The 22,796-nt window shown below is 49.0% G+C and carries 27 protein-coding genes; 20 read left to right on the top strand and 7 right to left on the bottom strand.

The window, feature by feature from the left end:
- The first annotated feature begins 37 nt into the window (after positions 1–37).
- Genes E3E26_RS02540 through E3E26_RS02530 form a run of 3 tightly spaced genes read left to right on the top strand, consistent with a single transcriptional unit; the run spans position 38 to position 2,363 of the window.
- Positions 38–562, top strand: coding sequence for a flavin reductase family protein (locus E3E26_RS02540; RefSeq protein ID WP_167900118.1), 525 nt, complete (start codon positions 38–40; stop codon positions 560–562).
- 41 nt (positions 563–603) lie between these two features.
- Positions 604–1,581, top strand: a complete 978-nt coding sequence (locus tag E3E26_RS02535) for a bifunctional N(6)-L-threonylcarbamoyladenine synthase/serine/threonine protein kinase (RefSeq protein WP_167899762.1) — start codon at positions 604–606, stop codon at positions 1,579–1,581.
- Complete coding sequence (locus E3E26_RS02530; protein ID WP_167899761.1) at positions 1,572–2,363, top strand: DUF835 domain-containing protein; 792 nt, start codon at positions 1,572–1,574, stop codon at positions 2,361–2,363. Before E3E26_RS02535 ends, E3E26_RS02530 begins: the two co-directional genes overlap by 10 nt.
- Here the strand turns inward: E3E26_RS02530 and E3E26_RS02525 are convergent.
- From E3E26_RS02525 to E3E26_RS02495, 7 genes are read right to left on the bottom strand one after another with little or no spacing between them, the layout of a single operon-like run.
- Positions 2,347–3,183 (bottom strand): NAD(+) kinase, encoded by an 837-nt coding sequence (locus E3E26_RS02525; RefSeq protein ID WP_167899760.1) that lies wholly within the window; start codon positions 3,181–3,183, stop codon positions 2,347–2,349. The two genes, E3E26_RS02530 and E3E26_RS02525, sit on opposite strands and share 17 nt — an antisense overlap.
- Positions 3,184–3,185: 2 nt before the next feature.
- Complete coding sequence (locus tag E3E26_RS02520; RefSeq protein WP_167899759.1) at positions 3,186–4,232, bottom strand: lysylphosphatidylglycerol synthase transmembrane domain-containing protein; 1,047 nt, start codon at positions 4,230–4,232, stop codon at positions 3,186–3,188.
- A gap of 2 nt (positions 4,233–4,234) precedes the next feature.
- The gene (locus E3E26_RS02515) at positions 4,235–5,386 is read right to left on the bottom strand and encodes an RsmB/NOP family class I SAM-dependent RNA methyltransferase (protein ID WP_167899758.1); all 1,152 of its coding nucleotides are present in this window, start codon (positions 5,384–5,386) and stop codon (positions 4,235–4,237) included.
- A 9-nt stretch (positions 5,387–5,395) separates the two neighbouring features.
- The gene (locus tag E3E26_RS02510) at positions 5,396–5,914 is read right to left on the bottom strand and encodes a DUF3201 domain-containing protein (RefSeq protein ID WP_167900117.1); all 519 of its coding nucleotides are present in this window, start codon (positions 5,912–5,914) and stop codon (positions 5,396–5,398) included.
- A 45-nt stretch (positions 5,915–5,959) separates the two neighbouring features.
- Positions 5,960–6,859, bottom strand: a complete 900-nt coding sequence (locus tag E3E26_RS02505; protein WP_167899757.1) for an LEA type 2 family protein — start codon at positions 6,857–6,859, stop codon at positions 5,960–5,962.
- Between the two features lie 54 nt (positions 6,860–6,913).
- A complete protein-coding gene (locus tag E3E26_RS02500) occupies positions 6,914–9,286 on the bottom strand; it encodes a COG1361 S-layer family protein (protein ID WP_167899756.1) in 2,373 nt (790 codons plus the stop codon).
- The gene (locus E3E26_RS02495) at positions 9,283–11,541 is read right to left on the bottom strand and encodes a hydrophobe/amphiphile efflux-3 (HAE3) family transporter (protein ID WP_206204300.1); all 2,259 of its coding nucleotides are present in this window, start codon (positions 11,539–11,541) and stop codon (positions 9,283–9,285) included. Before E3E26_RS02495 ends, E3E26_RS02500 begins: the two co-directional genes overlap by 4 nt.
- Positions 11,542–11,831: 290 nt before the next feature.
- Between E3E26_RS02495 and E3E26_RS02490 the strand changes: the two genes are divergently transcribed.
- The 17 genes from E3E26_RS02490 (at position 11,832) to E3E26_RS02410 (ending at position 22,796) form a co-directional block, all read left to right on the top strand.
- Entirely contained in the window at positions 11,832–12,353 is a 522-nt protein-coding gene (locus tag E3E26_RS02490; protein WP_167899755.1) for a GbsR/MarR family transcriptional regulator, read from the top strand.
- 40 nt (positions 12,354–12,393) lie between these two features.
- On the top strand, positions 12,394–12,906 hold the full coding sequence (locus tag E3E26_RS02485; RefSeq protein ID WP_167731263.1) for a CDP-2,3-bis-(O-geranylgeranyl)-sn-glycerol synthase: 513 nt from the start codon (positions 12,394–12,396) through the stop codon (positions 12,904–12,906).
- Positions 12,907–13,075: 169 nt separating this feature from the next.
- Positions 13,076–13,471 (top strand): hypothetical protein, encoded by a 396-nt coding sequence (locus E3E26_RS02480; protein ID WP_167899754.1) that lies wholly within the window; start codon positions 13,076–13,078, stop codon positions 13,469–13,471.
- Entirely contained in the window at positions 13,468–16,344 is a 2,877-nt protein-coding gene (locus E3E26_RS02475) for a hypothetical protein (protein ID WP_167899753.1), read from the top strand. The genes E3E26_RS02480 and E3E26_RS02475 overlap by 4 nt, the downstream gene beginning before the upstream one ends.
- Before the next feature lie 86 nt (positions 16,345–16,430).
- Positions 16,431–16,856, top strand: coding sequence for a hypothetical protein (locus tag E3E26_RS02470; protein WP_167899752.1), 426 nt, complete (start codon positions 16,431–16,433; stop codon positions 16,854–16,856).
- A gap of 215 nt (positions 16,857–17,071) precedes the next feature.
- Entirely contained in the window at positions 17,072–17,266 is a 195-nt protein-coding gene (locus E3E26_RS02465) for a hypothetical protein (protein WP_167899751.1), read from the top strand.
- 13 nt (positions 17,267–17,279) lie between these two features.
- Positions 17,280–17,699 carry a hypothetical protein gene (locus tag E3E26_RS02460; RefSeq protein ID WP_167899750.1) on the top strand — a complete coding sequence of 140 codons (420 nt, stop codon included), beginning with the start codon at positions 17,280–17,282 and terminating at the stop codon, positions 17,697–17,699.
- Between the two features lie 25 nt (positions 17,700–17,724).
- Complete coding sequence (locus E3E26_RS02455) at positions 17,725–18,573, top strand: hypothetical protein (RefSeq protein ID WP_167899749.1); 849 nt, start codon at positions 17,725–17,727, stop codon at positions 18,571–18,573.
- Between the two features lie 4 nt (positions 18,574–18,577).
- Positions 18,578–19,075 carry a hypothetical protein gene (locus E3E26_RS02450; protein WP_167899748.1) on the top strand — a complete coding sequence of 166 codons (498 nt, stop codon included), beginning with the start codon at positions 18,578–18,580 and terminating at the stop codon, positions 19,073–19,075.
- A 24-nt stretch (positions 19,076–19,099) separates the two neighbouring features.
- Positions 19,100–19,726 (top strand): LPXTG cell wall anchor domain-containing protein, encoded by a 627-nt coding sequence (locus E3E26_RS02445; RefSeq protein ID WP_167899747.1) that lies wholly within the window; start codon positions 19,100–19,102, stop codon positions 19,724–19,726.
- A gap of 209 nt (positions 19,727–19,935) precedes the next feature.
- On the top strand, positions 19,936–20,445 hold the full coding sequence (locus E3E26_RS02440) for a hypothetical protein (protein WP_167899746.1): 510 nt from the start codon (positions 19,936–19,938) through the stop codon (positions 20,443–20,445).
- Positions 20,446–20,461: 16 nt separating this feature from the next.
- Positions 20,462–20,806, top strand: a complete 345-nt coding sequence (locus tag E3E26_RS02435; protein ID WP_167899745.1) for a hypothetical protein — start codon at positions 20,462–20,464, stop codon at positions 20,804–20,806.
- Between the two features lie 245 nt (positions 20,807–21,051).
- A complete protein-coding gene (locus E3E26_RS02430) occupies positions 21,052–21,333 on the top strand; it encodes a hypothetical protein (protein ID WP_167899744.1) in 282 nt (93 codons plus the stop codon).
- Between the two features lie 4 nt (positions 21,334–21,337).
- Positions 21,338–21,553, top strand: a complete 216-nt coding sequence (locus E3E26_RS02425) for a hypothetical protein (RefSeq protein ID WP_167899743.1) — start codon at positions 21,338–21,340, stop codon at positions 21,551–21,553.
- A gap of 253 nt (positions 21,554–21,806) precedes the next feature.
- Positions 21,807–22,265, top strand: coding sequence for a hypothetical protein (locus tag E3E26_RS02420; RefSeq protein WP_167899742.1), 459 nt, complete (start codon positions 21,807–21,809; stop codon positions 22,263–22,265).
- Positions 22,262–22,399, top strand: a complete 138-nt coding sequence (locus E3E26_RS02415) for a hypothetical protein (protein ID WP_167899741.1) — start codon at positions 22,262–22,264, stop codon at positions 22,397–22,399. Before E3E26_RS02420 ends, E3E26_RS02415 begins: the two co-directional genes overlap by 4 nt.
- 130 nt (positions 22,400–22,529) lie before the next feature.
- Positions 22,530–22,796, top strand: coding sequence for a ubiquitin-like small modifier protein 1 (locus tag E3E26_RS02410; protein ID WP_167899740.1), 267 nt, complete (start codon positions 22,530–22,532; stop codon positions 22,794–22,796).

Raw genomic sequence — 22,796 nt, 5'->3', positions numbered from 1 at the left:
TTTTAAGGTGAAGTTCAATTCATTTTTGGTGGTTCTCATGAAGCCGTACCGACTCCTCTATCCTTTGAGGACTTACCTCATCGTGGCAGGAAATGGTGAGGAAACAAACGTGATGGCCGCTGATTGGGTCACGATAGTCTCATTCAGGCCCTTCATGGTTGGTGTTGCCGTTGCTCCTGAGAGGTACACATGGGGGCTGATAAAGAAGTACCGCGAGTTTGTCATCAGCGTGCCGGGTCTCGATATGCTCCGGGACGTCTGGATAGCCGGCACAAGACACGGCCCTGAGAAGCTGAAAGAGATGAAAATAACCCTTGTTCCATCGAAGGCTCTTGGAACTCCCAGCATAAAAGAGGCCCTTGCGAACGTTGAGTGCAGACTTGTGGATGAGAGGGACTACGGCGACCACACATGGTTTGTCGGAGAGGTCGTGGCAAGTTCTTACAGGGAAGATGCCTTTGAGGATGACAGGCCGAAGCTTGAGGCAGGGTTCCTTGCACACGCCTCTTGGACTGATTTTGTGACATTTGAGAAACGCATCCACCGTCCACCGCAGGTTTGATTCTGATAATCTTTTTATACCCTTTTTACCCTCCCATCCTGATGATAGCGTTAGGTATAGAGGGGACGGCGCATACTCTTGGCATAGGTATAGTCACCGAGAAGAAAGTTCTTGCCAACGTATTTGATACCCTCACCACTGAAAAGGGTGGAATCCACCCAAAGGAAGCCGCCGAGCACCATGCAAGGCTTTTGAAGCCCCTTCTGAGAAAGGCCCTTGACGAGGCTGGAATAACTATCGAGGACGTTGACCTGATAGCCTTCTCCCAGGGGCCGGGTCTCGGGCCTGCTTTGCGAGTTGTCGCCACGGCCGCACGAGCTCTTGCCATAAAGCATAACAAACCAATAATCGGCGTAAACCACTGCATAGCCCACGTTGAGATAACCAAGATGTTCGGTGTTAAAGACCCCGTTGGCCTCTACGTGAGCGGTGGAAACACCCAGGTTCTGGCGTTGGAGGGAGGCCGCTACCGCGTCTTCGGCGAAACGCTTGATATTGGCATCGGCAACGCTATAGACACCTTTGCGCGCGAGATTGGGATAGGTTTCCCTGGGGGGCCCAAGATAGAGAAGCTTGCCCTGAAGGGAGAGAAATACATCGAGCTCCCCTATGCGGTTAAGGGTATGGATTTGAGCTTCTCCGGGATACTCACTGAGGCCGTTCGGAAGTACCGCACGAGCCGGTATCGGGTTGAGGATCTTGCCTATTCCTTTCAGGAGACGGCATTTGCAGCGCTCGTTGAGGTCACCGAGAGGGCCGTTGCCCACACCGGCAAGGATGAGGTCGTTCTCGTTGGAGGCGTCGCCGCGAACAACAGATTGCGGGAGATGCTTAGAATAATGACCGAGGACAGAGGGATAAAGTTCTTCGTTCCGCCCTACGACCTCTGCAGGGACAACGGAGCCATGATAGCTTACACTGGATTAAGGATGTATCTCGGCGGTGTCAGGTTCAGTCTCGAGGAAACTGTGGTAAAGCAGAAGTTCAGGACGGATGAGGTGGAGGTTGTATGGGGTTAAAGGTTTCAATCTGGATCTTTTTTATTGATATCGTACTGTTCATCGTTATCGGATATTCCGCGTTCTACGCCCTCAGAAGGATATCACGCTACGGTGAACCCCTTAACAGGTTCCTCGTTATAGTGGCAGTTTCCATGTTCACGGCTGCGACAGGAAGGGCACTTGATATCGTTGACGATTTCACTGGAGAAGTGCCCACTATTATATCTCTAGAGCAGATTCTCTACTTCTTCTCGATAATCGGTATAACATATGGCCTGTTGAGCTATATAAGCCATGTTGAAAAAACTATTCTTCCGGTTCCTGCAAAGGCCTCTGGGAGCGCAAGGCTCTTCCCGGGAGGTTATCTCTACACGGGAGAGGACACAGATGATCTTGCGGAGTTTATTTCTTCAATTGACGCTCCAGTGCTTGTAATTACCAGGAGTCCTTGGATGTACGAAAATATCGGAGAGCACGTTCAGACGCTCTGGATAACCCCTGCCGTTGACAGGGGGATAGGGCCAACGAAACTTCATGTGATCATGGAGAGTGCGGTAAAGTTTCTCCGGGGAGGCGGCAGATTGATAGTGGTGGACTGCCTGGAGACCCTTATCCTGTACAACGACTTTACGGCCATCTTTAGATTCCTCTCGTCTCTAAAAGACTACGCCGTCGAGGCAAAATCCACCCTGCTCCTGGTTGTCGTTAAAGGAACCATTGGAGAGAAAGAGCTGAAGATACTTATGAGGGAGTTTACTCCAGTCAGGAATCCTAAGAACCTCCTCAGAACTTCCTCTTGATCTTCATGGTGTACTTTGGGTAGACCTCATTCGTGAACCTTACGAACTTTGCCTTTCTCGGGGAAAGCTTTATCGTTATCTCCGTTTCAGGCTCGAGGTAGGTGTAGAACTGGCCGTCTATCGCCAGGATTATCTCTCTAGTTAAGGCTAAGTTCCTGACGTCTATTTTGGTGTAGGAGGGTACTATCATTGGCCTTGAGCTCAGAGCTATCGGCGCAAGAGGAGCTATCACTATTACGTCGAGCCTTGGGTCTACGAAGGGACCTCCCGCGCTCATAGCGTAGCCAGTCGAGCCCGTCGGAGTCGATACTATGAGCCCATCCGCCCGGATTTCATCGGCGAGGCCTTCATCTATGTAGTAGCGCAGATGGATTATCTTGCCCGGTATGCCGGTCAGGATGGCAACCTCGTTGAGGGCATCGGGAACTACGTTCTCGCCGTTTAGGTACGTCCTTAGCTTTATGCGTTCGTCTATGTGGTAATCACCTTCAATCAGCTTGCTGAGGGCAAAAAAGGCTTCGTGTGGTTCAACCTCCGTGAGAAAACCGAGCGTCCCCATGTTGATGCCCAGCAAGGGTATCTCCTTTTTGGTCTTGTGCTCCACCCTGAGAATCGTTCCATCTCCCCCGATAACGATGATGAAGTCGACGTCGAAGTCCTCCAGCGGGAGAACGTCCTCCTCGTGGAACTCGGGAAGATATTTGTACGTATCGGTATCCACGTACACCTCATAACCGCTGACCTTGAGGAAGTCGTAGACCCTGTATGCGAGCTTGAGGGCGGCCTCTTTATCCCTCCTGGCCACTATCCCGAACTTCATGGTTACTTCTTCTCCCCTTCATCAGTTAAACTTTTCTTTTTCTTCTCCTCGCTGACCTTAATCCCGAAGTGTGTGGTTATGAAGCCTCCGAAAACCGTCGGGGCCCAGTAGGATACGACCCTCTCGATGAGCGTTGCCGTTACCGCGAAGTTCTTGTCTATGCCCAGGAGGACGTAAACACCTGAATTAATAGCCTCAATGAAGCCTGCTCCGCCTGGAATTATACTGAGTAGCCCGACAACTATGCCTATCATCTGAACGACCATTACGTCCATCAGTCCAATGGGATAGTTTATGCTCAGAAAGATGAAGTATGCGCGGAGGAGGGTCAGAAACCAGAAGACGAAGGAATAAGCCAGGGCCAAAAAGAAGGCCTTCTTATCCTTCAGCAGGAGCCTGAAGCCCTTCTGAAACTTGGGAACGCTGACCTCTATGTTGTGAATGAACTTCTCCTCGTACTTCTGTGCCCTTTTGGGCATGATCCTGGAGACCAAGTTGAAGAACCAGTAGAGTATCTTCTTCGTCCTCCTCTCGTTGAGGAGTATGACGAGGGTTATGACTATGAGGAGGGCGAGGAGGAAGTCGAGTATGAGGAGCATTATCGTTAAAGATCTCGAACCGAGAAGGTAAACGTAGATGGTGGAGGCCAGAAGCATTATCACCACGGGAATGAGGTCGAGTATCCTGTCTGCCATGACTGTGGCAAAGACCGGACCGTAGGCTCCGTTGGAGCGTTTAGAGAGGTAATACATTCTAATGGGCTCGCCGCCGCCCCTCGCTCCCGGCGTAACGTTGTTTACGAAGATACCGACGAATATTGCCCCCAGGATGGCCCTGAATGGTGCGGTTATGTTGAGGCTCTTAAGAAGTACACGCCAGCGGAGGGCCCAGATGAAAATCCCAGCTAGATAAGCGAGAACGGCGAGCAGGAAGTAGTCCAGCCTGGCCTTTTTTAAAACGTCCAGTACCTCCTCTACCCCTACCCATCCAATGAGGAGGGCGATTATGAGCAGTCCGAGGGTGAGGAATGCTATTTTTTTCCAGTCCATCCTCACACCTTCCTGAGCTTCGCTATGAAGAAGCCCTGCGTTAGGTGTCTGTTCGGGTAAAACCTCTGCACTCCGTCGAGGCCTATGCCGTGGGAGCCTATGAATAGGCTCTGTTCCTCGAGCTTTAAACCTTTGCTCAGCATGTACTTAACGTTCGCCTCGTTTTCCTCATAGCTGAGCGTGCAGGTAGAATAAACCAGAACGCCACCCTTTCTGAGGGATTTGATTGCCGCGTTGATGAAGTGCCTCTGGTAGCGCGCCGTCGCCTCGATGTCCTTTGGCGTCCTGCTCTCCCAGAGCTTTGGCCTGATTCCCAAGGCGGTACAGGGAGCGTCGAGGAGTATCTTGTCGGCCTCTATTCCGAGCTCGGGCAGCTTCCTTGAGTCCATGTGGATTAGTTTGACGTTCTTGACCCCGAGCCTCTTAAGCTCCTCCTCCATTTTCCTCAGCCGATTCTTTGATTTGTCGATGGCTATTATCTCACCCCTGTTCTGCATGAGCTGCGCGATGTGGCTCGTTTTTCCTCCTGGAGCGGCCGCCATGTCGATTATCAGCTCCTCCTCGCTCGGCTCTAAAATCCTCGCAACGATCATTGAAGGCAGGCTCTGGGCGTAGAAGAGCCCCTCCTTAAAGCTCTCCAGCTCGCTCAGGCTGGGAAGCCTGAACTTGGGCAGGGTGACCTCCACCGCTATACCCCTCGTCGAGACGATCATCTCTTTGGCGCTCATCCTCGCTATTCCAATTCCAACGAGGAGGCCCCTTGGATCGCGAATCTCGACCTCGTCGCCGGGCCTGATTTTCTTGTCCGCCTGGAGGACACCGGGTGCGTAGAGCATTGCCCCCTGATAGACGCTCTCGCTGGCGAACTTGTTTGCCCTTACAACGGGAAGGTCGGGCTCATAGTCATCGGGGAAGTTTGGACCCTCGCGCTCGAAGTAGATGCCCTCCTCCAGATAGGGACTCCTCTTCGGCTTCAGACCTTCCTTTCGGAGAATTCTCATCAGCTTTGAGCGGCTCGTCTTGAGTGTGTTAACGCGGATGTAGTACTTCTCAACCGGCGTCCTGAGAGAGGCCATTATCTCCTCGGCCTCTTCGCCAAAGAGTCGCCTGTAGTACTCCCTCAGCTCCGGTGGAAATGCCTCCTCGTAGCTCATCCCGACACCTCAGAGGTCGAAGATTTCAAAGCGCTTCCCGATATCAATGAGTCTCTCAATGCCCTCCCGGAGGGTCTCCACGCTCTCGAAGTTGGCTTCGAACTGGAAAATCTTCTCATTGCTTTTCTCTATGCGTGCCATTATCTCGCTCGGAGAAATCCTCCCGTCGCGCCTCCAGTTGTATACGTCGCTCAGGAAGTCCTCCGCCCCGTAGATGAAGCTCCTCGGGAAGAGCTCCACGAAGAGGCCAACGAAGTTCTCGCTTATCCTTTCCTTTGGAACCGCGACCACGAAGTAGTAAGCCTCTGGTGTTGCCCCAACTTCTATCTGGGGCTTTATCTCGAAGGCCGGGTGTGGGTACTTCATGAGCCTCCATTCGCCGTCGAGGAAGATGTAAGCACCAAAGACCTCCTCCACGTCCTCCACTTTGAAGCCCTTCTCAGGAAGCTCGGCCTTAAGTTCCTCGTTGAGCCTGAAGATGCTCTCCCACATCTCGTTGAGAAACTCATGAACCTCTCTCACGTTCATTTCTCCCACCAGAAAGGAAAAAGATGGAGGGCTTAAAAACTTTGGTTACCTCACAAGCCCCTCCAGCATCCTGTTGAGGTCTCCCATTATGTCCGTCCGGACGGTCTCATCTACCGTCGCCAGCTCCATCTTGAACTCCTTACCAAGCACCGTGACGTCGAGGTATATCTCCGCTTTCACGTAGCTGGTCTCGTTGTTCTTTATGTGCCTGACCCAGGCCTCTGGAAGGGCGTTTGTGTCTATGAACGTTTCAACATCAACCGTTCCGTAGCCCTTCGCCGGAAGGACGACGCTCTCGACTATTGTGCCTTCACCTATCTTGACCCCATTCACGTAGAGGGTGTAGCTGACTCCGGTGATCGGGAGGGGGAAGGGATTGGGGTTGTAGAGCTGTAGGTGGTTAATTATTACCGCCTTGTTCCCCCGCACTCCAGCCCACTCTGTCTCTGTCTCGACGAGGGCGGGAGTTTTGGCTATGCCAAGGTCCCTGCTCTCGGCTTTTACATCGAGATAGCTCAGTATATCCTCGTTTACCTCTTCGCTGATGCTTCCCTTCACTGGTACCACTCCGAGGAGCTTGCCTTTGAGGTATATGGTGAAGGAGCCTCTTTGCCCGTTGTTCAGATAGTTTATCATGGCCTTCACGAGGTTCCTGTTGTCTATGGATATCGCGAGCGTCACGTCTTTTTCAGTCGCCCCGTAATCGAACCTCTCCACCTTTGCCACAGGGACACCAGCGAACTCGAGGCTAACGTTCTCTATGGATGCCGGAACGAGCAGAGGCTTGTCGAGGTGGGCGCTTATCCATACTTCCGTTGTGTTGTCGTCCACGTAGCCCCACCGGGCGTTGATGCTGGGCTGAAGCGTGAGGATGGCGTAGCCGACGTAACTGCCCCACAGGATGAACGCGAGGAGTACTGCTAAGACCGCTATTTTCCAGTTCATTTCTCTCACCTTCCTATTTGTTATCTGTGGGGCGTTTAAATGTTTCCTATTTTCTCAGCTGGCCCTTCTCCTGTGGGTGTAGATTACCACGATCACCACCAGTACTCCCACGACCACGGCGAGGTTCCTCAGGTTGGTTGAGGTCTTGGTGTTCTCCTTCACCGTTACATCTACGGTCCTTTCGAAGACGTAGACGTTGTCGTCACCCTGGGAGGGGTCTCCGACGGCCCTTATCCTGAGCTGAATCTTGTAGTCTTTGGGTATGGCGTCGCGGTCTATCCTGAGGATTATTACACCCTCACCGGTTGCTCCGGGTGCTATATCACCGACGTAGTCCGTCCTCTTGTCGAGGTTGAATGGCTGATCCGCCTTAACCACACCCTCGATGAGCACGCTCGTGGCCTTTTCTCCGCCTGTGTTCTTCAGGGTGATGTAAACCTTGACGCTCTCTCCCTGGAGGGGCTCGGGTTCAAACCTGATGTCAACGACCTCTATATTCGGCTTGGCGCCTATGATGATTGGAACCTTCAGTGTGATGTTCTTCTGTACCCCAAGGCTGTTGGTGTACATAATTAGGAGCGGTATCTCGTAGGTTCCGGAGCTCGCGTTCTCTGCAACGTTGACCCTGAAAGATGTCTGGGCCGAGTCGCCCTTGTTTAGGCTTCCCAGACCTATGACCTGCTGGCTCGTTTCGCTGAGCTCAAACGGCCAGACCGACTGGGGCTTTATTATGACCGTCCTTGCGGTTCCGGTTCCGACGTTGTCTATCTGAATATTTACCTCCACGTTGTCGGTTCCTGGCAAAATCTTGCTCGGCGAGGTGGAGACCTTTGAGAGGATCAGCTCGGCCCTTCCTGTGATGTCTACTCCCACCAGCCTCTCATCGGTTATTTCCTTCTCGTCCGGCTCGCTGAGATACTTGAGCTCTATCCTGAGAGGGTATATGCCGTTCTCGAGCCTGTCGTTGGCCTTAATCCTGAACTCCAGCGTTGTGCTCTGTCCCGGTTGGAGCTCGGCCACGTACTTTACGTTGTCCTCGCCGATGGGCAGGAATGCGTCAATGTTCTGCTTCGCCAGCTCGCGCATTATCTGGTTGAGCGACGTCTGAAGGTTCTCGCTTAGGGCCTCGCTTCCCTGGATTGGCAACTGTGAAAGGGCTGAGAGGTCAACGTTTTTGATTTCCCCTTGGACCGGGACCTGGTAGGAGGTTATCTTCAAGCTGAGGGCCTTGATGGGCTCGGCTCCGGTGTTTTCCACCGTAAACCTCACTGTGAAGGTATCGCCGGGGCTTATCTCCCCTGGAATCGTCTCGACCTTCGTTATCTCGACGAAGCCCTCCCTGCTCTTTTTGACGGTAAGGGCGACGAAGTTGTAGCTCTGAAGCATTTTCATGTTAGTCCCCAGGCCCGTAAAGTAAACCACCCCAACGTAGAGCGGATAGGTGCCGACGTCGGCGTTGGGGTTTATCTTTATCCTGAACGTCAGTGTTGTGTTCTCCTTGCCGTCGAGATACTCTATGTACTGGATCGCGCTCCCCTCGGGGTAGAATGCACTCTGGGATAATCCGCTCTGACTCAGTGCCATTGATATCGCGCTCGCTATGGAGGAGCTGTCGTTGAAGCTCACCGGCGCTGGTGAAACGAAGACGTTCAGATAGCGAACCTTCAGCGCTCCTTCGTTCCTCAGGTGGACTTTTATCATGACTGTATCGCCTGGCTGGACCGTTTCTGGCATTTCAACGCTTGAAATCACCACTCCCGGGGCGGTTGCTGCTCTCCACTCGGGTGGCCCGCTGATGCTTATCTTTATCCCGTTCGGATATACTTCGAGGACGGTCACGTAAACTGTCTGATCATCAACATCAACTTCTACCGTTTCTCCCTCCCGCACGGGAGTTATGTCTGGATACGTTATGGGCATTAAGATGTCTTCCTTGTTTATCCCGAGCTCTGGGTGCTCCTCGATGGTTTTCACGACCGCGTCGGCTATCTCCTTCGGCGATGCCGTGTTGAGCCACTGGTAGAAGCCGAAGGCGTTGGCCATCAGGCACGCGTTGAACGCTGTAGTGTCGTTGACGTACTGGGAACACGAACTTACATCGTAGCCCTGAGTTTCGGCGAGGGCCAGCAGGAACTCTGGGTCGAGGAGGAGTCTCTGAATCTTTTCAGGGTCGGGTACGTATATCGTCTTATACTCGGCGTTGAGTATCTTTCCATCCTTCATTATCACCAGGAAGGCGTAGTACTCGCCGTTCCCATAGTCCTTCTGCGTATCTGTCAGCGAGATTATGAGCGGCCCAACCAGTATGGCCTCGCCCTTGCTTAAGTAGCCCTCGAAAAGCGGGCTTCCCGTCGAGGCGCTCACCGCACTTCCGAGCAGACTCGTGATGAGCATCAATCCGAGCAGGACAACCTTTATCTTTTTCATCCCGCATCACCTCCAATTTTCTTTCCGTAGAAGACCTGCAGCAGTGCAGGCGTTACAAGGTAAGCGGCAAACATAGAGGCAAATATTCCAAACGCGAGTGTCAATCCAAAGTCGTGTATCGTCGGCAGCTCTCCAGCCAGGAGCGCCAGAAAGCCTCCGGCAGTCGTCAGGGCGCCGGCGAGTATTCCAGGACCCACGCTCTCTATCGAAGTGACTATCGGGCGCGGGTTCCCTTCGTTCATCTCCTCAAGGAAGCGGTGGGTCAGGTGCATCCCGTAATCGACGCCCAGGCCGACTATCATCGAGATAACACCAGCCAGTGTCTGGGTGAAAGGAATGCCAGCGAGACCCATGAAGCCGACCGTCCAGAGGGCACCGAGGAACATCGGCGTTATCATCGCCAGGGAGACCTTTGGGCGCCTGAAGAGGAGCAAAACTATCAGGACGACGAAAACCGTTCCATACATGGAGATGCGGTTTATTTCCTCGTTTGTGAGCTGGTCGAGAACGTAGTTGAGGTAGATGTCACCCGTCAGGGAGAGGCTCACTCCCGGTGGGAAGACGGCGTTTTGAACTTCTTCTTCAAAATAGCGTATTATCCTCCTAAAGTCGTCTATACTCGAGCCGCTGAAGTCGCCGGTGAATTTGATTATCGTCATGGAATAGTCCGATGAAACGAGCTGAACCCCCTGGTAGTCCTTCAGAGCTTCCTTTATCTTCTCCCTGTCGTCGGGGATGTAGCCGTACTTCTGGACAACGATGTCGGCGATACTCTCGGAGTCAAAGACGTTGTTGTAGTAGGTGTCTGCCTTTATCTGGTTCTCGAAGCGGTAGATGCTCCTTACTACGGTGGGATCCCTCACGTCATCCGCTTTTACGAGAATGTAGAGCTCATCTTGGCCGCCGAAATCGCTGCGTATGTCCAGCAAAGCTTCTATCTCGGGCATTCCCTTGGGGACGAACTTCTCGAGTCTGACCTCGGTAGTTACCTGCGTCACACCATAGCCGAAGATGAGCGTTATCAGAAAGACTGCACCGAGAAACGCAAAGGGCTTCCTCCTCACGGCCTCTCCAAGGGAGCGGAAGGCTTTCCCAACGAAGCCTGAATGGGAGCGTATCTCCGGAACCTCGTAGTGCCCCTTGAGCTTCTTCATGACGTCTTCCTCAAGGATTATCACAGAGGGTGTTATCACGACCGCGTTCAGTGCCGCCAGACTCAGTCCTAGGATCAAGGTCGTCGCCAGGTTGTGGAGCATCGGAAGGCTCGAGAGGTACATGGCAGCAAAGCCGGCAACGGTCGTCAGCGCCGCTCCGAGCAGGGCCTTTCCCGTCTCGGCTATAGCCTCCTCAGCGGCCTCCTCGATGGTTCTTCCCCTTTTGCGCTCCTCGTAATAGCGGTTCGTGACGTGGATTCCGTAGTCTATGCCCATTCCTATGAGCATCGCACCTATGGTGGTCGTCGCAAGGTCGAGGGGAATGCCGAGGAGCCCCATCGCACCCAGGGTCATGGCCACGCCAAAGACGAGCGGCGTTAGAGGTATCAGCGCCTTGACCGGCGAGCGGTAGAAGTAGAGGAGCAGGGCGAGAACGATTATGAACGATATCGCCATCGTCTTGTTGAGGTCGCTCTGGAGGAGCTCCAGTATGCGGTATGTTATACCTATGTTGCCGGTCTGGATAACCTCGACGTTCTTCGGGAACTTCACGTCGTTAATGTCCTCCTGAATCCCCTCATAGACCCTGACGAGGGTTTTGGAGTTCTTCTCCCTGCTTATGGTCACCACTATCATCGTCGTCGTGTAATCCCTGCTCACGAGCTGATTTCTCGTTTCCGGTGGAAGCATGTCAAGGACGAACTTTGCCTCTTCCTCATTTTCCGGGAGCCTGCCAAGAACCTGCATGTAGATGTCGGCGATACTTATCGTGTCCGTGACGTACTCCCTCTGGAGGAGCCTCTGCTCGAGTTCATAAATGGCTTGAATTACCTGGGGGTCCCTCACGTCGTAAACTCCACCCGGCTCGATGGAGTTCACTTTGACCACTATGATAGTGCTGTCGCCGCTCTGGAACTCATTCTGAAGTGTTGTATAGTCGTCTATGGCAGGATGCCCCTCGGGAAGCATGCTTCTCAGGTCGCTCTCAAAGCGGAGGTTCTGAATCCCGTAGATGGAGACCACTAACAGAAATATCGCTATTAGGGCGAAAGCGACTCTGTACCTCACGATTATTCTTGCGGCACTGCGCAGCACTTCCATTATTTCCCCTCCAAACTTTCGGAAATTTCCGAAAGTTTTATATATCGTGAACTTAAAAAGCTTTTGGAGGTCATCATGATGACCCCAGTGTTGGCGGCGACTCTTCCCAGCAGGGGAGTCGTTGAAGTGCTCCCAAAAATGTCAGGGAGCCCACGCAACTTGCGGGGACTACGATGGCACTGTCGAGATTGGGGTGAGGAAGCTCTGATGTCTGCGAGGTTTAGGTGGAACGTAATAAAAAGCGGTCTCGCTCTTTTATACAGGGGCACTGATATCTAGGGGGGATAGAGTTGGGTGTGGAAGAGGCCAAGAGGATTATAATGGAACATTTTGCCAACACCGCTCGGAGGTTCGGTCTGAATGAGCTTTACGGCTACATATACGGGGTTTTGTTTTTTGAGGAGGAGCCGATGAGCCTGAGAGAGATTGCTGAAAAGACGGGCTATTCCCTCTCTCACGTAAGCACCGCACTGAAACTTCTCGAAAACATCGGGCTGGTAAAGAGAATTAAGAAGCCCGGCGACAAAAAGGCCTACTTCAAGGCCATAAAAAACATTCGGGAATGGCGCAGGGAGGCCTACTACAGGAAGATAGAGGAGGACGTTAGACAGACCCGTGAAAACCTCTTAAGGGCCCTGAAGGAGATAGAGGGGGATGAAAGTGAGGAAGCGCAGAGAATAAAGGAGAGGATTGAATTTGCGCTCGAGAGAAACGCTATAACCGAAAAGATAGTTAACATCTTCCTCAAGAACGACGAAGATGCAGTCCTCAGGGCATTGCTTGAGTGTCTGGAGGAAAAGCTTGGGCGGTAGCTTTAAAACCAGCCGTTGATAGTCAAATCGGGGTGGAGGAATGTCGCTGTCATCGCTACTGTGGGCATTCTGGTATATCCTTCCCGCTTACTTTGCCAATGCATCGCCCGTCCTGGTCGGCGGTGGGAGGCCGATAGACGGCGGCAGGTACTGGAAAGACGGGCGGAGGGTCTTCGGGGACGGTAAAACCTGGCGCGGCTTAATCGGAGGAGTTGCAATTGGAACTGCAGTTGGCGCTCTCCAGTACTTCATTACCCCTGAGTTCTACGGTTCACTTGAGAAGGCCCTTCTTCTTGCGTTCCTGCTGTCATTCGGTGCCCTTTTTGGCGATTTGGTCGGGAGCTTCTTCAAGAGGAGGATAGATCTTCCGCGTGGCTCTCCGGCGATAGGTCTCGACCAGCTCGGCTTCCTGATTTCAGCGCTGGCCTTTGCTTATCCAGTCAAAACACTCGATTCTGGCCAGATAATCTTCCTCCTCGTCGTCTCGCCCTTCGTTCACTGGGGGGCCAACTACTTCGCCTACAAAATGGGCTGGAAGAGCGTGCCGTGGTGATGAGTGCTCTTTCAGATTTTTCGTGTACTATTTTTAGTGGTGTGCAAAATTTGGATAGAAAAGGCTTTTAAATTTCAATTAACCTTAGTATTTTGGTGAAGCTCTCGTGAGGAAGACGTTGGGACTGTGGTTAGTAATACTGATTTTGAGCATGACAGTAAGTGCTGGAATGTCAAGTAACTACGTGGCAGCAGCAACGACCAGCGATCCCTATGAGACATTCTGGGACATCCTAAACCGGGAGGCAGAGCTTGTGGTTGGCATTGAAAACGGCAACCTCAGTCTTGCTCCAGAGTTAATTCAGAATTCTCGCCTTGGTGCGGATAATGCTGCGAACATTTCAGCCTTAATCTGGCAGGCTTTGGAAGAGCTGAAAACCTCTGGGGTCAAAACGTATTATACTGCTGAAGAACTCCAGGAGATGGCGCAAAACGTTAGTGAGAACGGCCTTCCACAGGAGACTATAGGGGCCCTAAAGGCTGAGAACTGGACTGACGAGCAGATTCAGGCTTTGGAAGAGTATATTGTCCAGGATGGGGGAACATTACTGAGGACTTCAATATGACTGCTTTCCTCAAAGACTTCTCGATGGCATTTATTGAAGTTGGTTTTAAATATAATCACTACGAGGCTTGGGCGCTGGAGAAATGGAAGTGGACTCAGCCCGCTGAAGCTCCGACGGCGAACAATGGAGAATTGATAAACCCAGTTCTAGCTAACCCGTGGGTGTTGTTTTATGTGGGGTATTATCAAAGAGACTATCAGAAAATGGAGCCAGCCATTGAAAGCTTGAGAGGAGCTGCTTATAAGCTGCTAACTGACCAGAGCACGAGTACTAGCTTAATGTTTTACAAGGACTTATCGCTTATCACGGCGAATGGTGAAGTTGGAGGCGTCACTTGGGTTAATGATGGTGGTCTTATTTTCACTGCAACTTCCACTTCAGTGACTTCTACCGGAATAGTCACCACTAAGACGACGTACTACTGGCCTAACGCGCTTAATGCTTACGAGCTTATCGGCAACGTTTACACGCTGGTGAAGGCAAGAAACTACGGTAATGCCAACGTTGAATTAGACTGGATGCTTAACCAGAAAGTCGCAGAGTTAAGGGAAGCCTTGAAAGTCATTGTCATTGAGAGTAGCACAAGTGTAACTCCCCTTGAACCGATAGAACCTATTGATCCCATAATTAAAGACCCGATAATACCTTCTCCACCAGAGCCAATCCTGCTGCCTGACTCCTCCACTACATCATCCATTGAAAGCACGAGCACGCTTTCAACCACTACACTCCCAGAAAGCACCACTACCACAACTCAGCCCGATGAGATTACACTGTTGGCCCTTGATCCCAACAACGAGGAAGGACGCTTAGTGGTTGACAGCGTTGATGTGGAAGTGGTTGAGGTAACTTCTGATTACGTCACCTACAGGGTTGTAGTTTATCTCCATGTTGAGGATAACGCAGTCTCAAACGTAAATGCAGAGTTTCAGGGAACTGAGTTGAGTGACTCCAAGTCTGTGGGCTTCTTGTATCCTGATGATAGCCTTGTAGTGGAAAGTGCCGTCAGTGGAAAGGTGTATGGTAGCGGTCAAGTGACGGTGAGCGGAACTGTTAAGATAACGTACACTCCCAGTTCTGGCCCAACGCCGAACAGTGTTGGTCCGGCTAATGACGAGCGTGAGATAACCAAGAGTTACTCAAAGACGATAACGCTGGATGAGGGCGTTGATCCCAGTAAGATTTACGTAAGCATTGAGACTTATGATGAGAATGGTGATGGGACCGTCACGGCAGGCGAGGACGTTACCTTTAAGGTTGTGGTGGAGAATGACAATAATGCTAATGTTGCAGGAGTCTGCCGGATTGATGTGAGGTACCCAATAAGCAGTAGCGACACGAGCACGAGGAGTTTTAGCGTTAGCGTTAACGCTCCCGTGGGTGGGAGTGCAACGGAAACTTTTGGTAGTGTTCATTATGCCTGGTCCGGAACCTTCACGTACACTGGAGAGTGCAGTTTCGACCAGTACACAAAAAGCTTCAGCGGAAGCGTGACGGTGGAGGAGAGTGACTCCACGGATCCCATTGTTGTGAAGATGATTGATGTTGTTCCAACAAGTTGGCCAAGTACGGCTCGTCTTGGGGATTCCGTTGAATTTGATGTGGATTTGGTGAATACGTATTCGGTAGACAAGTCTGTGAAGGTTAAATTAGAAGTCGATGGGACTACCGTTAATGTCGTTGAGACCACTGTTGCTGCAGGTAGTTCCTCGGGAGTGATCCTTATCTGGAATGTTCCGGATGACTTCCCAGGGGGCGAGTATACTGTAAAGATAGAAGCCTGGTCAAGAAACATCGGCTCAGATGATCCCTGGAATCCAGAAGACAGTGAAACAAAGCCTATCCAGGTTGGACATCCAGATTTGCCCCTGATTGGATATCTGGAAGTTTATCCCAATCCAGTAGAAGCCGGTGGCAACGTTAGCGTGCACATTGTTGTGAAGAATATTGGTTCAGCTTCGTGTTTCTACCAGGGAGAAATTGCCCTGGTTGATGATTCTGGGGCTGTTTGGTGGCCGGAAAGAGATTACGTATTGCTTGGCCCTGAAACATGGCCTTGCGCAATATTGGAAAACGATTATAAACTGATCAATGGAGTATTAACGATCGCTTCGGGCAAAACTATGAGTGAAGAAACTACCTTTAAAGGATTAACTCAAAACACTACTCTGCACTTAAAAGTCAATGGCGTTGAACTCGCGAGTGTAAGGATCAACGTGATACAACCTGGGCCAGTTAAGGCAAGCATGGAGTGCAAGCCTACGGTTGTTCCACTGGGCAAGCCAACCCAATGTACTGTGCACTTTGAACTTAAGAGTGCTGATACTGTCACGCTGAGCTTGGAAGAGATTGACTTTGGAGGCAAGAAAGTGTGGCCGAACGGACCTAGTAGTGTTATCGTAAGTGAGCAGAGCGTAACTTTAACCCCCATGAACATGCAGGGAGAATTGACAATAACAATTGACATAGATGATGAGCTGGCAAACTACTACTTTGGAGAGAGGCCTTGGGATCCGATTGACAGGTATATTTTCAAGGAGAGCTTTGTTGGCCAGTTTGCAGGGTACACGTATCTTGTTAAGGCAAAATTCAGCAATGGAGTAACTGTTAGCGATGTGTTTGCAGTGGCTGAGCAATCTGGATTTGATGAAGCAGTAGATGTCGCAACTAAGGGCAAAGCTATCGTCTCAGAGGTTACAAGATTGTCTAGCGCAGGTAAAAAGTTTGTAACAGTAGCTGGAAAATACGGGAAAGTCGTCAATGGAGCAATGGTTTTTGTCAGTGGATTTTTCCTAGTAACGGATCTTCATGACTGGCTGTTTGCTCCGACACCAAACACAGGAAATGACGGAAACAATATTGTGGGAGGGTAGGGAAGATGTGGATCTCCAAAGCCTTTAGGTTTTTGGCAGTACTTTCCTCTTTGTATCTTTTTTATAAGGGACTCCAATTGGGCAGTATGAACACGGCTTTACTGTATTTACTCCCCGGGATATTCTGGGGCGTTTATTATTATCATTTCGTTCGAGAAGTTCTTAATGAAAAGAGAATATCGTTTGAGGATAAGATTTGGTACCTATTGTTCATGATAATAGGTGTCTCTGTTCTTTTCATAGGAGCAGCACTTTCAAGCACAGGTATACAGTTTTTTGTTAGTGTCGCTGTGTGGATTTTTATCCTTGTACTCTTTGGCAGGACAGAAGAGAAAATCAGAGATACCATAAGAATATTAAGGGATCACAGTATCATGCTCTTGCCTACGGTTTTTATTTCAATTGGGATACTCGTCTATATAGCGGTTCCTGCTCCATTGAATCTCATATATCTCCTAACCTTTATCGCAATAGGGGGAACAATTTATGAGTGGGAACTTGAGAGGAAATAATGAAGCAGAGGCGAGATTATATGGGTTACATTTAAACTCCTGAATGGAAATTAGCAATTGGGTTCCAGTCAGTGTTGCTGATGCCACGGAGGTAGTGATTAAAAACAACGATCCGAGCACAGTGGATATATAATGTACACTCTGGGCTACAAACTTGAATTCAAGATGCATGGTTGCATTTCACTGGCAACATTCGATACGGGGTGAAAGTAGAAATGGACAGTAAGACCGTTGCGGCGGACTACATACTCAGCGGAGGAATGGCTATTTTCGATCCAGATACTGTGATAAGCTACAACATTGGAACAGTGACAGTCTTCGGTAGGAGTGTCAATATTAAACTAAGCACGGATCTGTGGCCGATACTCTGGAATACATTCATCAAGCCAGTTATCTTAGAACACACGTAAAGGGGGATAGAAAATGAGGAGTGAAACTAGCCCCAGGTTTGTCTTTGGCTCTCTGATTTTTCTATCTTTATTTTTGCAGACTAAGTACTTTGGGTTATGGAGCGCCATCAGGACAATAGCGGGTTCTGCAGTGGCGTTCATACTCATGTTATCAATTTGCTGGACTGGTAAGCAGTTAAATTCTCAGAGTTACAGAGGTAGGATAACACAGTATATAATCGGCTATACCAAGCTCTCAGGTGCTAAGGGTAAATCCCGACAACTTTTTGCCCTTTTCGTAGGGTATTTTGCCCTCAGCGGGTTGCCTAACCTTCCGCTGGTTGAGGATTCCATAGGATTCTTCTTGTCACTCTTCCCTCTTACAACAGGCTTAATTGGGCTCACATACCGATGGATAAATAAGAGATGCCAGAAATCACAGGTTAAAACTTAGGATAAAGGAGGCACTCAGGAGCGAGATGAGAACGAATGCAAAGACAATCACCGCTGACCACTACTCCGGAACGATGACTTACGTATCCGTATGGACACTGCTAAATAAAATTGTAATCACTGACAAAACAATGAGTGAGTGGACGGATTTCAACAATGTCGGTCAGGCCACTACCCTGTACTTAAAGGTTGGGGGCAAGACACTGGCAAGTGCAAAAATCAACATCAAGCAGGACGGGCCAGTTAAGGCAAGCATGGAGTGCAAGCCAGCGGTGGTTTCGCTGGGTTCGTCCACTACTTGCACTGTCCACTTTGAACTGAAGAGTGTCGATACCGTGACTTTGAACCTTGAAGAGGTTGCCTTTGGGGGTAAGAAAGTGTGGCCTAATGGGCCAAGTAGCGTTGTTGTTAACAAGCAAACCGTAACCCTAACTCCAACGAACATGCGAGAGGACTTGACAATAACCATAGATATAAACGACGAACTAGCAGATTATTACTTTGAGAAGGAGCCACTTGGGTGGGGATCATATAGTGACAGACTTGTAGGATACTCCTACCTCATTAGAGCAGTCTTCAGTGATGGCATTATAACCAGTGATATAATTGAAATAACCGATAAATCTTCCTCGCTTGGTGAGAAAGTTGAGACTGCAGTAGAAGTAGGGGGTATTGCTCAGTCTGTGCTCGAGAAAGCAGCTGAACATATGGGACAACTGGAGACCGTGGTCAGCGGATCTTTAGGAAAAGCGGCAGTAGTGGGATCAAAAGTACTTGGGATTGTTGGTTGGCTTTTAACTGCAAGAGATGTTATAAACTGGCTCAGAGCACCGACACCCTCAGATGAAGATAACAACAACGTGATAGGGGGATGACAGCATGAGGAATCCTTTTCAGGTCTTTAAGTTCTCCCTCTTTATTAATATTTTGGTAATCTTGTATTCAGCATATCAAGTCAAAGTCAACGACTCTGAATGGTGGGGATACACTTTCATTGGCGTATTTTTATGGACTGTAGGAATGTTTCTGGCAACTCCAAGCAAAAAGATGCCTACATGGTACAATCTTAATGACCTCCTCCTTTATCCCTTCATGTTCCTAATTGTTATTAAAGTGTTTGCTCTGAGTTCCGGGTTAAAGTCCTTTGTAATTTACACAATAACGATATTTATAGCAATTGAAATTGCAATACACTTCATAACAAGACAACAACCCAATAAAGTTGCAAGATTAATCACTATATATTATATATTATTAATCTGCCTCGCGTGGATACTATATTACAAATACCCCCTACTCTCTCTGACATATTCCCTTTTCGTGTTATATTGCCTATTAAGATCAGAAGAAACAACAAGGAAAATATCTGAGAGTTGATTCACAACAAGAGGAGGGGCGGTTATGAGACCGAGGATGCAAGTTTCTCTTCCCCTTATTTTTCCTGGACTTTTAATGATCTCCACGCTTCAGATAATGGTAGCAGTCTCCGGTAGAGAAGATGGGATAGCTGCTGGAGCTCTGTTTTCAACAGTGATCCTGCCCTTCCTCTTTGCTGGCTATTATCTGGCAAAGAATAGAAAAGAAGATATAAAATGGGTGAGCGATGTGCTACCAATTTTTGGGTTCTATCCATTTGTATACGCTGTTAGGAGTCCCGTGTCTTGGCTTTTGGTTGGTTTGATCATTTTGATTCCACTACTCTCAATGAGGTACTATAGAGCTGGGGATAAACAAATCAATACCATTGTTTTTGCCCTTTCACTGTTGGCGTGTCTTGGCATATCAAACAAGCTTCTCATAGTGACGGGGATGATACTCCTGTCTTTAGCATTCTATGCCTTCAGGAAGAGACGGGAACTTCAATATATAGCGTCGTATGTAATATTATGGGCGTTTGTGAATCAAGCCTACAAAGTGGACTATCTCGTGCTCGGCATGGGATTCTTCTTTGGATTTGCTGTGTTCGTGATGATTCACTATGCCATCAAGATGACTCAGGCACTACAAAATGAATTGGGGAGTACTTAAAATGTGTAAAGTGCCTACATCTATAATCCTGTTATACCATTATAGGAGGCTTGTGGGAGGAACATGCAGGAGGACTTAACCGTGAGGATTGCAATGAATGACGAGCTAGCGAACTACTACTTTGGGAAACCTATCTACAGAACATATGTTGACAAATTTGCGGGCACTCCAGCTCCTTCCGCTCTAAGAGCTATATGGAGGTGGTTGAAGTGACCGTTAGTCTCGAAGGCTTCTCCTCCTTTCTTTTAATTGTCATAGCTCCATTCCTCTTGCTCTCGCTGGCAGTGTTAGTCGGCAACAAAGACGTTATTTATAGATCTCCAGAGGGGATTACAAAAATTTACACTTGGGTGATTATACTTCCAGGGTACTACCTACCGCTTGTGTTTACCTTCCATGTAATGCTCAGGTACCCTCTCATTGGTGCAATTATTTTTACAGTTCTAACTGTGGGAGTACTATACATAACCGGCAACCTCAAAGGAGATCCACTCAAGGTAAGGAGATTTTCCAAACATGATTACATGCTGGCAGGCATACTGGCAACAGTGTACATCCTGATTCCAGCATTCATTACCCTCCTCAAAAAAGAGTTCTCCATTGGTTCGGCCATCTACTTTGCAATAGCAATTCTTTACTTCGGGTATTCCTTCAAGCTCCTTAGGGAGATTCATAGAAGTCAGAAAACTCGCGGAGCTCAAAAACGATGTAACGGGTAATGAGAAGAGAGTGCCGGTGGACTTAAGTGACATAAACCCTGGAACGCCAATAGCAATCAAGGCCTACTTAAACCGGCTGAAAGAACCGGTGATGTACGTGGTAAAAATGAACCCAAGGGATCTTGGTGATCTTTCATTGCCTGAAAAAGAAATCGCAGTTGGTATTGGAAGCGGGATAGCAGGAGCTTTAACTTACTTCACTACAAATGAGGAAGCTACCCTAGCGGGAGCTCTTACAGCCGCTGGAATGGAGGCTTTGAGCGCATATGTTTCTCTGGGTTCCATTATTGGATTTTGGATTTACTTGGCCTATGAAGAACTAAGCCGATACCTCCGAGTGATCCTGGAGACAATAATTTAATAGTAGGTGATGAGTCATGAAACTTAAGATCCCTAAAATCCTTCTTAGGTGGCTTATTATTCTTTATATTTTTGTATGGTTCATTGCAGTGATAAACACAGACGGATTTAGAAATACAAGTATCCCTGAAGTCTTATTTGGAGTTCACTTCGTCTTTCTCATATTTGCTGGACTAATACTAGTTGCCTATCTGCTAATACCAGTTGATTAAAAAGGCACACAGATTAATCCTAAACGAGCCAGTGATGTACGTGATAGAAATGAATCCCAGAGACCTAACGGGACTTCAAGTATCAACAGAATTTGCAATTAGTGAAACTGCAGGTGCTATAGTTGGGGTTGCAGGATACTGCCTAACTACTGAAGAGATAACAGCAATGGGAATTTTTATAGCGGCAGGAGAGGGTGCATTGGCTGGCATTCCTGCAACTCTAGTTGGGCTCTGGCTTTATGAACTAAAAGTCGGACTCTTCGATCCTATACCTCCAAATGACCCTGGTGATAACAATTTGATAATTGGGGGGTGATGAGATGAAGAAAATCCCAAGAGATTTTCTTGCTATTATTTTTATTGCATATCTGTTTGTGTGGTTAGTATTTTTTGTTACTGACTCATTCAAGGGAGCCTCATTATTGGCGATACTCGGTGTCCTTCACATAGTTTTCTTAATATTCGCAGGTTTTATTGTGGTACTCTACCTTCTAGCACCGCTAGACGATATAAATATAAACTGGAAACGCAGATAAAGTCTCAAAAATCCTTGAAAACTCAAAAGAAGTGTTTAAAGAGACACAGCGTTCCCATTTCAAATGGGGAGGTAGTTAAAAATGCCGTGGGGTTATTTTGAATTCCCCGACTCCACTTTTTTGGCAATTTTTATTGGTGTCCTATGGCGTCATCACACTACACACGGCATACACGATTAAATCCCTAAGAAAACTCCGGAAGTTCAAAAGACGATATAACGGGTAACGATTTGATAGTAGGTGATTTTGGGTGATGCCAATGAGTCTGGTGGATATCTTCCTTGTTTACTTTATCATCAACTTTGCTTTTATTGTTGTGCTTGCCTATAAAATTATGGCAGCTGAAATCCCCAAGGGCTGGAGGAACTGGACTGTGCCAGTGCTTTCTATGGCGACCACCATGACTATCTTGCTGGTTCTCGGCTTGGTATATGAAACCGCTGGATACATCGGAGCATTTGTTTTTATACTGCTGGTGGGGAAAAGAAAGGAGGAAGTCGGGGAAAGGCTGTTTGGCAAAATCTCGAAAAGTCCCGCATGGTCTGTGGTTTATCTGATCGGTTTATCCCTGCTTTCTTTTGCAATGGTTTACTGGAAGCTTGATTCAGCAAATGCTGGAATTGCATTGGGCGTGGTTTATCTAGCCTACTCAGTTCTAGCACTTTACTCTTACAAAACGCAAAAATCAACGTTATCCAACCCGGACCGGTGAAGCCGACGATGACATGCCCTGCAGTTGTTGGTCTAGGTGGCTCAGCTCAGTGTACTGTACATTTCAAGCTGAAAGAGCAGACGACATTAACGCTTAACTTGGAGAGATTTGAATTTGGTGGTAAGATGGTATGATCTTACGATGAAGATGGGGACATTCCATCCAGTAATGGACATAGCTTAATGTCCAAGGAGTTGGAACTTTGGTTCCTTGTCCAGCAACCCTTTTTAACTTCCGTTTCCCAACTCCTTCGGTGGTGTAAAGATGAAGGTAAAGGTCAAGTACTTTGCCCGCTTCCGCTCCCTTGTTGGCACTGGTGAGGAGGAGCTGGAGGTTCCGGATGGGATAAAGGTTAGAGAGCTCATCGATATCATCAAAGAAAGGCACCCGGTCCTCAAAAACGAGGTCTTCGCGGAGGACGACGATTTGGCCGACGTCAACGTTTCGCGGAACGGGCGCTATGTGAGCTTCGACGAGGTTTTGAAAGACGGTGACACGATAGCGCTGTTCCCTCCGGTGAGTGGTGGTTGA

Origin of the sequence: Thermococcus sp. LS1, from assembly GCF_012027395.1 — an archaeon.
Lineage (GTDB): Archaea > Methanobacteriota_B > Thermococci > Thermococcales > Thermococcaceae > Thermococcus.
This window is presented reverse-complemented; position numbering and strand designations above follow the sequence as displayed.

Coding starts and splice junctions, on each gene's coding strand:
- E3E26_RS02540 (WP_167900118.1), top strand. CDS start 38: ATGAAGCCGTACCGACTCCTCTATCCTTTGAGGACTTACCTCATCGTG.
- E3E26_RS02535 (WP_167899762.1), top strand. CDS start 604: ATGATAGCGTTAGGTATAGAGGGGACGGCGCATACTCTTGGCATAGGT.
- E3E26_RS02530 (WP_167899761.1), top strand. CDS start 1,572: ATGGGGTTAAAGGTTTCAATCTGGATCTTTTTTATTGATATCGTACTG.
- E3E26_RS02525 (WP_167899760.1), bottom strand. CDS start 3,183: ATGAAGTTCGGGATAGTGGCCAGGAGGGATAAAGAGGCCGCCCTCAAG.
- E3E26_RS02520 (WP_167899759.1), bottom strand. CDS start 4,232: ATGGACTGGAAAAAAATAGCATTCCTCACCCTCGGACTGCTCATAATC.
- E3E26_RS02515 (WP_167899758.1), bottom strand. CDS start 5,386: ATGAGCTACGAGGAGGCATTTCCACCGGAGCTGAGGGAGTACTACAGG.
- E3E26_RS02510 (WP_167900117.1), bottom strand. CDS start 5,914: ATGAACGTGAGAGAGGTTCATGAGTTTCTCAACGAGATGTGGGAGAGC.
- E3E26_RS02505 (WP_167899757.1), bottom strand. CDS start 6,859: ATGAACTGGAAAATAGCGGTCTTAGCAGTACTCCTCGCGTTCATCCTG.
- E3E26_RS02500 (WP_167899756.1), bottom strand. CDS start 9,286: ATGAAAAAGATAAAGGTTGTCCTGCTCGGATTGATGCTCATCACGAGT.
- E3E26_RS02495 (WP_206204300.1), bottom strand. CDS start 11,541: ATGGAAGTGCTGCGCAGTGCCGCAAGAATAATCGTGAGGTACAGAGTC.
- E3E26_RS02485 (WP_167731263.1), top strand. CDS start 12,394: ATGTCGCTGTCATCGCTACTGTGGGCATTCTGGTATATCCTTCCCGCT.
- E3E26_RS02480 (WP_167899754.1), top strand. CDS start 13,076: ATGTCAAGTAACTACGTGGCAGCAGCAACGACCAGCGATCCCTATGAG.
- E3E26_RS02475 (WP_167899753.1), top strand. CDS start 13,468: ATGACTGCTTTCCTCAAAGACTTCTCGATGGCATTTATTGAAGTTGGT.
- E3E26_RS02470 (WP_167899752.1), top strand. CDS start 16,431: ATGAACACGGCTTTACTGTATTTACTCCCCGGGATATTCTGGGGCGTT.
- E3E26_RS02465 (WP_167899751.1), top strand. CDS start 17,072: ATGGACAGTAAGACCGTTGCGGCGGACTACATACTCAGCGGAGGAATG.
- E3E26_RS02460 (WP_167899750.1), top strand. CDS start 17,280: ATGAGGAGTGAAACTAGCCCCAGGTTTGTCTTTGGCTCTCTGATTTTT.
- E3E26_RS02455 (WP_167899749.1), top strand. CDS start 17,725: ATGAGAACGAATGCAAAGACAATCACCGCTGACCACTACTCCGGAACG.
- E3E26_RS02450 (WP_167899748.1), top strand. CDS start 18,578: ATGAGGAATCCTTTTCAGGTCTTTAAGTTCTCCCTCTTTATTAATATT.
- E3E26_RS02445 (WP_167899747.1), top strand. CDS start 19,100: ATGAGACCGAGGATGCAAGTTTCTCTTCCCCTTATTTTTCCTGGACTT.
- E3E26_RS02430 (WP_167899744.1), top strand. CDS start 21,052: ATGTACGTGATAGAAATGAATCCCAGAGACCTAACGGGACTTCAAGTA.
- E3E26_RS02425 (WP_167899743.1), top strand. CDS start 21,338: ATGAAGAAAATCCCAAGAGATTTTCTTGCTATTATTTTTATTGCATAT.
- E3E26_RS02420 (WP_167899742.1), top strand. CDS start 21,807: ATGCCAATGAGTCTGGTGGATATCTTCCTTGTTTACTTTATCATCAAC.
- E3E26_RS02410 (WP_167899740.1), top strand. CDS start 22,530: ATGAAGGTAAAGGTCAAGTACTTTGCCCGCTTCCGCTCCCTTGTTGGC.